Source organism: Nocardioides sp. (genome assembly GCF_031397825.1).
In the GTDB taxonomy this organism is placed as follows: Bacteria; Actinomycetota; Actinomycetes; order Propionibacteriales; family Nocardioidaceae; genus Nocardioides.
Map to the genome: position 1 here is coordinate 1 of NZ_JANNML010000119.1, position 9,764 is coordinate 9,764.

General features: G+C 71.1%; 10 protein-coding genes. 4 read left to right on the forward strand and 6 right to left on the reverse strand.

What is annotated here, in order from left to right; all coding sequences use genetic code 11:
- Both RMN98_RS10445 and rpsA read left to right on the forward strand, forming a co-directional pair.
- On the forward strand, positions 1-346 hold a 346-nt coding region (locus RMN98_RS10445; RefSeq protein ID WP_309648752.1), incomplete at its 5' end, for a phosphotransferase.
- Positions 347-488: 142 nt separating this feature from the next.
- Positions 489-1,970, forward strand: a complete 1,482-nt coding sequence (rpsA, locus tag RMN98_RS10450; RefSeq protein ID WP_309648753.1) for a 30S ribosomal protein S1 — start codon at positions 489-491, stop codon at positions 1,968-1,970.
- A 79-nt stretch (positions 1,971-2,049) separates the two neighbouring features.
- Here rpsA and RMN98_RS10455 read toward each other — a convergent pair whose 3' ends face one another.
- Positions 2,050-2,211: a hypothetical protein gene (locus RMN98_RS10455; protein ID WP_309648754.1), complete on the reverse strand. Its 162-nt coding sequence runs from the start codon at positions 2,209-2,211 to the stop codon at positions 2,050-2,052.
- A gap of 93 nt (positions 2,212-2,304) precedes the next feature.
- Here RMN98_RS10455 and RMN98_RS10460 point away from each other — a divergent pair, with 93 nt between their 5' ends.
- Positions 2,305-3,249 (forward strand): helix-turn-helix domain-containing protein, encoded by a 945-nt coding sequence (locus RMN98_RS10460; RefSeq protein ID WP_309648755.1) that lies wholly within the window; start codon positions 2,305-2,307, stop codon positions 3,247-3,249.
- On the opposite strand, the gene RMN98_RS10465 is transcribed toward RMN98_RS10460, so the two are convergent.
- Positions 3,212-4,486, reverse strand: coding sequence for an AMP-binding protein (locus RMN98_RS10465; RefSeq protein ID WP_309648756.1), 1,275 nt, complete (start codon positions 4,484-4,486; stop codon positions 3,212-3,214). The genes RMN98_RS10460 and RMN98_RS10465 overlap by 38 nt on opposite strands.
- A gap of 312 nt (positions 4,487-4,798) precedes the next feature.
- Positions 4,799-5,476, reverse strand: coding sequence for a hypothetical protein (locus RMN98_RS10470; protein WP_309648757.1), 678 nt, complete (start codon positions 5,474-5,476; stop codon positions 4,799-4,801).
- 224 nt (positions 5,477-5,700) lie between these two features.
- Here RMN98_RS10470 and coaE point away from each other — a divergent pair, with 224 nt between their 5' ends.
- On the forward strand, positions 5,701-6,306 hold the full coding sequence (coaE, locus tag RMN98_RS10475) for a dephospho-CoA kinase (protein WP_309648758.1): 606 nt from the start codon (positions 5,701-5,703) through the stop codon (positions 6,304-6,306).
- On the opposite strand, the gene RMN98_RS10480 is transcribed toward coaE, so the two are convergent.
- The 3 genes from RMN98_RS10480 to RMN98_RS10490 form a co-directional block, all read right to left on the reverse strand.
- Positions 6,287-6,742 (reverse strand): GNAT family N-acetyltransferase, encoded by a 456-nt coding sequence (locus tag RMN98_RS10480; protein WP_309648759.1) that lies wholly within the window; start codon positions 6,740-6,742, stop codon positions 6,287-6,289. The genes coaE and RMN98_RS10480 overlap by 20 nt on opposite strands.
- A gap of 95 nt (positions 6,743-6,837) precedes the next feature.
- Positions 6,838-7,791, reverse strand: a complete 954-nt coding sequence (locus tag RMN98_RS10485; RefSeq protein WP_309648760.1) for a sigma-70 family RNA polymerase sigma factor — start codon at positions 7,789-7,791, stop codon at positions 6,838-6,840.
- Positions 7,792-7,970: 179 nt separating this feature from the next.
- Positions 7,971-9,764, reverse strand: a 1,794-nt coding sequence (locus RMN98_RS10490) for a S9 family peptidase (protein WP_309648761.1), incomplete at its 5' end; no start/stop codon positions are given.

Below are 9,764 nucleotides of genomic sequence, written 5' to 3' on the forward strand. Positions count from 1 at the left end.
CCTCGAGGTGACCGGGCTCGTCGACTGGGAGTACGCCCACGCCGGCCACCCCTTCACCGACCTCGGCAACGTCCTGCGGTTCGAGCAGCAGCCGGCCTACCGCGAGGCCGTCCTTTCGTCGTACGCCGAGCGGCGCGGCACCGCGCCCGGCGAGGCTCTCGCGCTGGCCCGGGCCGCCGACCTGTGGGCGCTGGTCGACCTGGCGGCCCGACGTGGGGCCAACCCCGTCGCGGAGCGGGCCCACGACCTGCTGCGCGACCTGCTGCGTGACCCGATGCGCGACCCGCTGTCCGACGCCGTCAGGGCCCGCGATCCTGGTTTCGACACCCCGCGACCGGGCGCGTAGAGTCGGACACTGCGCCAGAGGTCTGCCGTCGTCCCATACGGAGCGGATCTCGGCTCGCTACCTCTCCTTCGGGTGATCTCCAGCGAAACCGGGCTTCTCGCGCGCTCACTCGACTTCTGTCCACCCCGAGGAATCCATTCTCTTGACCACATTTGCTGCTCACCAGGACTACGACGCGCCCCAGGTCGCGATCAACGACATCGGGTCCGAGGCTGACTTCCTGGCCGCCATCGACCTGACGATCAAGTACTTCAACGATGGCGACATCGTCGAGGGCACCATCGTCAAGGTCGACCGCGACGAGGTCCTGCTCGACATCGGCTACAAGACCGAGGGTGTCATCCCCTCGCGCGAGCTCTCCATCAAGCACGACGTCGACCCGTCCGAGGTCGTCTCGGTCGGCGACCAGGTCGAGGCCCTCGTCCTCCAGAAGGAGGACAAGGAAGGCCGTCTGATCCTGTCCAAGAAGCGCGCCCAGTACGAGCGCGCCAGGGGCACCATCGTGCAGGTCAAGGAGGAGGACGGCGTCGTCGAGGGCACCGTCATCGAGGTCGTCAAGGGCGGCCTCATCATCGACATCGGCCTGCGCGGCTTCCTGCCCGCCTCGCTGGTCGAGATGCGTCGCGTGCGCGACCTGCAGCCCTACGTGGGCCAGGTCCTCGAGGCCAAGATCATCGAGCTCGACAAGAACCGCAACAACGTGGTCCTGTCGCGCCGTGCCTGGCTCGAGCAGACCCAGTCCGAGGTGCGTCACGGCTTCCTGACCCAGCTCCAGAAGGGTCAGATCCGCAAGGGTGTCGTGTCCTCCATCGTCAACTTCGGTGCGTTCGTGGACCTCGGCGGCGTCGACGGTCTCGTCCACGTCTCGGAGCTGTCCTGGAAGCACATCGACCACCCCTCCGAGGTCGTCACCGTGGGCGACGAGGTCACCGTCGAGGTCCTCGACGTCGACATGGACCGCGAGCGCGTCTCGCTGTCGCTCAAGGCCACGCAGGAAGACCCCTGGCAGCACTTCGCCCGCACCCACCAGATGGGCCAGATCGTGCCGGGCAAGGTCACCAAGCTGGTGCCCTTCGGCTCGTTCGTGCGCGTCGAGGAGGGCATCGAGGGTCTGGTGCTCATCTCCGAGCTGGCCGAGCGCCACGTGGAGATCCCCGAGCAGGTCGTGCAGGTCAACGACGACGTCATGGTCAAGATCATCGACATCGACCTCGAGCGTCGTCGCATCTCGCTGTCGCTCAAGCAGGCCAACGAGACCGCGACCGCGGCCGACGTCGAGGAGTTCGACCCCACGCTCTACGGCATGGCGGCGACCTACGACGACCAGGGCAACTACGTCTACCCCGACGGCTTCGACCCCGAGACGGGCGAGTGGCTCGAGGGCTTCGACGAGCAGCGTGCCGTCTGGGAGGAGCAGTACGCCAAGGCGCACGCTCGCTGGGAGGCGCACGTCAAGCAGCAGGCCGAGGCCAAGCAGGCTGACGTCGAGGCCGGCGAGGCCACGACGTACTCCTCCGGTGGCGACGTCGACGCCGAGGAGGGTGGCGCTGCCGAGGGCGGCTCGCTCGCCTCGGACGAGGCGCTCCAGGCTCTGCGCGAGAAGCTGACCGGCGGCCAGGCCTGATCGCCTAGCCCCACCGCAACTGAAGGCCCGGCTCCCCACCAGGGGGGCCGGGCCTTCGGCGTGCGGGAGGGAGGGCGGGTCAGGCGGCACGGTCGAACGCCGTGCGCGACGACGGGGGCAGGAAGTCCGGGTCGACGCTGTGCGAGCGGGGCGGGCGCGCCGGCCCGTCGTGGAGGACGGAGCGGAGGGTCGCGACCAGGGCGACGACCGCGAGGGCCAGGAGGGCGATCATGAGAGTCATGGCAGCAATCATGCTCTCGGCGCATCACTGCCACCAGTGGCAGGAATGACGCTGTTGATCGACTTCCTGCCATCGCTGGGCTAGGGTCGCGCCATGCAGACCGTGGCCGTGATCGTGCAGGACGGGGCCGAGCCGTTCGGGCTCGGCTCCCTCGTCGAGGTCTGGGGCGAGCCCTACCACCCCGAGGACGACAACCCGGTCTTCGACTTCCGGGTCTGCACCCCCCGGCCCGGGCGGGTGCGCGGCCGGGCCGGCTTCGACCTGCACGTCGACCGTGGGCTGGAGGCGACCGAGGACGCCGACCTGGTCTGCTTCTCCCCGCGCTTCGACTTCCTCGACTTCGACCCGGCGGTGCTCGACGTCGCGCGCGCGGCCCACGACCGGGGGGCGATCGTCTATGCCCACTGCAGCGCCGCGTTCCTGCTCGCCGAGGCCGGGCTGCTCGAGGGCAAGGAGTGCACGACGCACTGGCGCTACACCGACCTGATGGCGCAGCGCTATCCCGGGGCGATCGTGCGACCCGACGTCCTCTACGTCCAGGCCGGCAACGTCCTGACCGGCGCGGGCAGCGCGGCCGGGATCGACGCCTCGCTGCACCTGGTCCGCCAGACCTTCGGGGCGCGGGTGGCGGCCACCACGGCGCGTCGGATCGTGGTGGCGCCCCACCGCGACGGTGGGCAGGCCCAGTTCATCGCCCGGCAGGTCGTCGACTACCAGGCCGAGACCCTGGGAGCGGTGCTCTCCTGGGCCCAGGAGAACCTCGCCGAGGCGCTCGACGTGGAGACCCTGGCCCGCAAGGCGCACATGTCGCCGCGCACGTTCGCCCGCCGCTTCCGCGACGAGACCGGCACGACCCCGCACGCCTGGGTGACCTCCCAGCGGTTGCAGCTGGCCGAGGAGATGCTCGAGCGCACCGACAACTCCGTGGACCAGATCGCCGATGCCGTGGGGTTCGGCAACGCCGCCACCCTGCGCCACCACTTCACGCGGGTGCGCGGGGTCAGTCCTCAGCAGTACCGCCGTCAGTTCGCCTGCTGAGCTCGTCGCGTCGCACCTTGCCGGTCAGGGTGCGGGGCAGCTCGTCGAGCCGCACCCAGGTCTTGGGCCTCTTCGGCGGTGCCAGGCGTTCGCGCGCGTAGGCGTCCAGCTCGGCCTCGGTGGCGGGACCGACGACGGCTGCGCAGACACGCTGGCCCCAGGCGTCGTCGGGGAGGGCGAAGACGGCGACGTCGTCGACGCCCGGGTGCTCGCCGAGCACCAGCTCGACCTCCAGCGGGTAGACGTTGACGCCGCCGCTGATGATCAGGTCCTCGCGGCGACCGTCGAGGTAGAGGTAGCCCTCGTCGTCGAGGCGGCCGTGGTCGCCGACGGTGAAGGCGCGCTGCCCCTCGCCGAGGTCGCGCCAGGCCGCAGCGGTCTTGTCGGGGTCGCGGAAGTAGGTGAAACGGGCGTGCTCGGGCACGACGCACCAGATCGTGCCGTCGTCGTCGACCGAGAGGTGGCGACCGGGGCGCGCGCGACCGACGGTGCCGGGGTGCTCGAGCCACTCCTCGCTGCGGCAGGCCGTGAACTGGCCCTCGGTGGAGCCGTAGAACTCCCAGGTGGAGCCGTCCGGGAAGTCGGCGAGCAGGCGCCGCTTCACCTCCGGCGGACACGGGGCGCCGGCGTGGGCGACCAGCCGGAAGCACGACAGGTCGGGGGTGCCGACCTCGTCCCAGTAGGCGAAGAGCCGTCGCAGGTGGGTCGGCACGCAGAACACCGAGGTCGGCCGGTCGCGCTCGATCGACGCGGTCACGCGGGCCGGGTCGAACGGTCCGGGGACGACCACCCGGCCGCCCGCGAGCGTCGTGCCGAGGGCGAAGCGCAGGGGAGCGGAGTGGTAGAGCGGGCTCAGCACCAGGTGGACGTCGTCGGCGCGGAAGCCCCACAGGTCGCGCTCCTCGGCCACCAGGGCGGCGGCGGCCGCATCGTCGAGCACCCCGCTGAAGACGCCCTTGGGGGTGCCGGTGGTGCCGCTGGTGACGTGCATCGGTCGGGCCCGGGGGAGTCCGCGGTCCGCGGTCGTGACGGCGGCGAGGCCGACCGCGTCCTCGACGACCAGGTCGGGAGCCAGGTGCGCGAGGATCCGCTCGCGCTCGTGGGCCGTCAGTCGCGGATCCAGCGGGATCGGGATGATCGCTCGGGCCAGCAGCGAGTGGACCGCAGCGAGGTAGTCGAGCGAGCCCGGGACCAGGAGGGCGACCCGGGAGCCCTCGCGCAGGTCCGGAGCGCTCATGCGCCCGGCTCGAGCCCGAGGTCGACGGAGAGCTGGTCGACGAGCTGGGCGGCGTGGGCGTCGTGGTCGAGGACGCCTCGGTGCAGGTGGCCGTCGTCCGTCCTCGTCATGGCTCCATCCTGGCGTACGAACCTCACGACCCGCTCCATCATGTCCCGTTCCCCGGGCACCGTGACCGGCACCTCCGGCAGGCGCAGGCCGACGTCGAGCCGGCGCGGCTGGCTGCAGCTCGAGGTAGCCCAGGATGCTGATCGGGATGCGCAAGGAGCCGCCCGTGTCCTGCTCAGCACTGGTCGAGTGTTGAGCAGTCCCTCAGGAGGCAGGAGTCAAGGAGCCGTCGATGCGACAGCCGTCCGGGTCACCCAGCCCGGTGAACTTGGTGACCATCGAGAGCTGGACGACGACCTGCTGGGTCGGGGTGGTCACGACGACGGGCCCGAAGGAGCTGGTGTTGATCGACGGCCCGGGTGAGGTGGTCGTGAAGACCGGCGTCGTGGCCGACAGGGTCGTGTCGATCCGCTGCCCCACGAGCGCATTGCTGTTGTTGCCCTTGGCGGCCACCCCGCGAACCGTCCCGGTCGTGTCGGGCACCAGGAAGAGCTGGTCGGTCGTGCCGTTGGCGGCGGAGCACGCGACCGTCACCGTCAGGTCGCCGAGGCTGCCGATCTCCGTCTGCGGCTGCGGGTTGGCGGTCGGCGACGTCGGCAGGAACGAGGACACGACGACGATGCCTGGACCGGCCGGCCCGGGAGCGCCGGTCGGGCCGGTCAGGCCGCGCGGACCGACAGGGCCCCGCCGTCCGATGGTCGTCTTGGTGGTGCCGCCCGGGCACGTGCCGCCGGCCCGTGCGAGCACGAGCACCCCCCTGTCACTCAGGCACGCGCGGGCGCCCGCGTCGGACGAGCCGGAGCGGCCGACGGCGACGCCGCCGGCGCCGGCGCAGACGACGAGGAGTGTGGCGAGGGCAAGGGCCGCGTGGGTACGACGCATGATTTCACTGTGGCGTGTGGACCCCGAGCTCCGCAAGGTCCTCTGAGTCAAGGAGCGTGTCCACCAGCGGGAGTCGCGCCGCCACGATGGAACCGACGCGATGGTGGCAACGTGCAGGTCGAGCTCGGAGTCGATCAGGGCGAGGCTCGAGGCGACCCCGTGGGACGAGGTCTGCCTGGCGACCGCGACGAACGAGGTGCCGGCCGCCGTCGTACGGTGACGCCATGAGGGTGGGACTGACAGGTGGGGTCGCGTCGGGCAAGAGCACGGTCTCGGCGATGCTCAGCGAGCTCGGGGCGGTCGTGATCGACGCGGACAAGCTCGCGCGGGAGGTGGTCGCGCGCGGCACCGCCGGGCTGGCGTCGGTGGTGGAGGCTTTCGGGCCCGCGCTGCTGACGCCCGAGGGCGACCTGGACCGACCTGCCATGGGGGCCGTGGTCTTCAACGACGAGCAGAAGCGACGCACGCTCGAGGGGATCATCCACCCGCTCGTGTTCGAGCGGATCGTGGCGCTGGAGGAGGCGGCTCCCGAGGGTGCGGTCGTGGTGCACGACATCCCGCTGCTCGCGGAGTCCGGTCGCGCGGACACCTTCGACGCCGTGGTGGTCGTCGACGTCCCCACCGAGGTCCAGGTGGAGCGGATGCTCCGCGACCGGGGCTGGACACGGCAGGACGCCGAGTCGCGGATCGCCGCGCAGGCCACCCGCGAGGACCGGCTCGCGATCGCCACCCACGTCATCGACAACAGCGGCACGCTCGAGCAGCTGCGCACGCGCGTCGCCGAGGTCCACGCCGCACTCACGAGCGGGCTCACAGCTCCCGGGTCATGAACGTGCTCTCGGGGTCGGCGGCGTAGGCGCCGAAGGGCTCGCACTCGACGAATCCGTGGCGCGCGTAGAGCGCCCGGGCCGGCGCGAAGAAGGCGAACGACCCGGTCTCGAGGCTGATCCGGGAGAAGCCGGCGGTGCGCGCCTCCCCGAGGAGGTGGACGAGCAGTTGCGTCGCGATGCCCTCGCGGGTGCGGTGGGCGGCGGTGCGCATCGACTTGAGCTCGACGTGCTGGGGTGTGAGGGCCTTGAGAGCCCCGCAGCCGAGGAGCTCGTCGCCGTCACGGGCGGCCCAGAAGCGCACGTCGACCGAGCGCAGCCCGTCGAGGTCCAGGGCGTGGCTGCTGCCGGGCGGGGTGACCGCACGCAGCTGGGCGACGTGGTCCTCCAGGAAGGCCACGACCTCGGCGCCGCCCAGGTCGTCGAGCTCGATCCTCACCCGCCTCAGGCTAGCCAACGGGTGGGCCGTGACGCAGCAGAGCCCCCGCCGGGGCGGGGGCTCTGAGGTGGTGCCGGCTGGCGCTGGGAGCAGGGTCAGGCGGCGAGGTCCGGGTCGCCGAGGCGGCGCAGCTTCTGCAGCGCCTCCCGCTCGAGCTGGCGCACGCGCTCGGCGGAGATGCCGTGCTTGACGCCGATGTCGGCCAGCTTGTGCTGACGTCCGTCGACGAGGCCGTAGCGCGCGCGGATGATGTCGGCGGCCCGCTCGTCGAGCTGGCCGACCAGCGAGTTGAGCCGGTCGCGGGACTCGACGTCGAGGACCGTGAGGTCGGGGCCCGGAGCCGTCTCCTGGGCCATCAGGTCACCGAGGGAGGTGTCGCCGTCCTCGTCGACGGGGGAGTCGAGGCTGACGTGCTCGCGCCCCCACGCCATCAGGTCGAGCACCCGCTCGAGCCCCATGCCGAGCTCGATCGCGATCTCCTGCGGGTCGGGGTCGCGGCCCAGCTGACGCTCCAGCGTGCGTCGGGCGCCACCCACCTGGTTGAGCTCCTCGACCACGTGGACGGGCAGGCGCACGACGCGGGCCTGCTGGGCGATGCCGCGCGTGATGGCCTGTCGCACCCACCAGGTCGCATAGGTGGAGAACTTGTAGCCCTTGGTGTAGTCGAACTTCTCGACCGCGCGGATCAGGCCGGTGTTGCCCTCCTGGATCAGGTCCAGCATCGGCATCTGCGCCCGGCCGTACTTGCGGGCGATCGAGACGACGAGGCGGAGGTTGGCGGAGATGAACAGGTCGACGGCCTTGCGACCCTCCTCCGCCATCCACTCCAGCTCCTCCAGCGTGGCGGAGCCGGGGGCCCCGCCCTTGCGGCGACCGACGCGACCCTCGGCGATGAGGGCCTCGGCCATGAGGCCGGCCTCGATCGTCTTGGAGAGCTCGACCTCGGAGGCCGCGTCGAGCAGAGGAGTGCGCGCGATCTCGTCGAGGTAGAGCCCGACGCTGTCGCGTCCCTCGATCTCGCGGGTGACCGTAGTGGTCCGTGCAGCCATGGGGACCCTCCTCATCTTGCGGGGTGACCTTGCACCCCAGCATTAATCCCAACGCCCGTGGGGGACAGAGGATTCCCGGTCCCTTTGTAGAGCCTTCGGTATGAAGGACGCTTCGGATTGCCCCGGAGTTGCTGAAACGTCAACTTCTCAGGGACTTCTCAGCAGTACCCGCTGCTGGGTCAGGCAAGCGCCATCTTGTCGAGGATCCAGGCGAGGGAGAACGCCCGGTCGTGCCAGGCCTTGTAGCGCCCCGAGACCCCTCCGTGACCGGCCGACATCTCGGTGCGCAGGAGCACGTCCGCCTCGGTCGCGGTGGCCCGGAGCCGGGCCACCCACTTGGCCGGCTCGACGTAGAGGACACGGGTGTCGTTGAAGGAGGTCTCGGCGAGGATCGGGGGATAGCGCTTGGCCTCCACGTTGTCGTAGGGCGCGTAGGAGGCGATGTAGTCGTAGACCTCGGGGTCGGCCTCGGGGTTGCCCCACTCGTCGTACTCGGTGACGGTCAGCGGGAGCGTCGCGTCGAGCATCGAGGTCAGGTTGTCCACGAACGGCACCCCGGCGACGATGCCACCGAACTGCTCCGGCGCCTGGTTGGCGATCGCGCCCATCAGCAGCCCGCCGGCGCTCGCGCCCTCGGCGATCGTCTGCTGCGGCGTGGTCCACCCGGTCTGGACCAGGTGCCGTGCGCAGGCCACGAAGTCGGAGAACGTGTTGGTCTTGTGCAGCATCTTGCCGCCGTCGTACCAGCGTCGGCCCATCTCGCCGCCGCCGCGCACGTGCGCGATCGCGAACGCCGCGCCCCGGTCGAGCAGGGAGAGCCGGGCGATCGAGAAGTAGGGGTCGATGGAGGCCTCGTAGGCGCCGTAGCCGTAGAGCAGCACGGGGACCGGCCCGGCCTCGTGCAGGCCCTTGCGGGCGACGATCGAGATCGGGACCCGCTCGCCGTCGTCGGCCGTGGCCCACAGCCGGTGCTCCTCGTAGTCGGCCGGGTCGTAGCCGCCCAGCACGGGCGCGCGGCGCAGCAGGGTGAGCTCGCGGGTGCGCACGTCGTAGTCGTAGACCGACGAGGGGATCGCCATCGTGGTGTAGCCCAGGCGCACCACGGGCTGCGCGAAGGTCGGGTTGCCCCCCGAGCCGACGGTGTAGACCGGCTCGTCGAACTCCACGAGGTAGTCGTCGGTGACGCCGGTGTCGCCGAGCTCGAGGATGCGCAGCTGGGTCAGGCCCTGGCTGCGCTGGTGCACGACGAGGTGGCCGGCGAAGGCGTCGACGTCCTCGAGGCGTACGGCGGGGTCGTGGGCGATGAGCGGCTCCCAGCCGTCGGCCGTGGTCGGCGCGGCGGGGGTCACGGCCAGCTCGAAGTCGGGGCCGGTCGCGTTGTGGAGCACGAGGAACCGGTCCCGGCCGCCGATCACGGCGTGGTCGAGGGAGTACTCCACGCCCTCGGCGCGGGGGCAGAAGACCTGGAAGCCGAGCTCCGGGGCGTCGGCGTCGAAGACGTGCCACTCGGAGGTGACCTTGGAGCCGATCGCGATCACCAGGAAGCGGTCGCTGCGCGTGCGACCGAGGCCGACGTTGAAGCGGCCGTCGGGCTCGTGGAGGACCAGCTCGTCGACAGCCTGGTCGGTCCCGATCGCGTGGCGCCAGATCTTGTCGGCGCGCCAGGACTCGTCGACCGTGGAGTAGTAGACGTTCTCCCCGGCGCGGTCCCAGGTGACTCCGCCGAGCACCCCGGTGATGACGTCCTCGAGCAGCTCGCCGGTGACGAGGTCCTTGAAGCGCACGGTGTAGCGCTCGTCGCCGACCGTGTCGGTGGCGTAGGCCAGGCACATCCCGTCGGGGCGCATGCTCGAGCCGCCGAGCGAGAAGAAGTCGTGGCCCTCGGCCAGCTCGTTGAGGTCCAGCAGGACCTCCTCACCGGGCAGGGCCGGCTCGTCGACCGTGGAGTCCTCGGCCGGGGTCGGCGGGGTCCA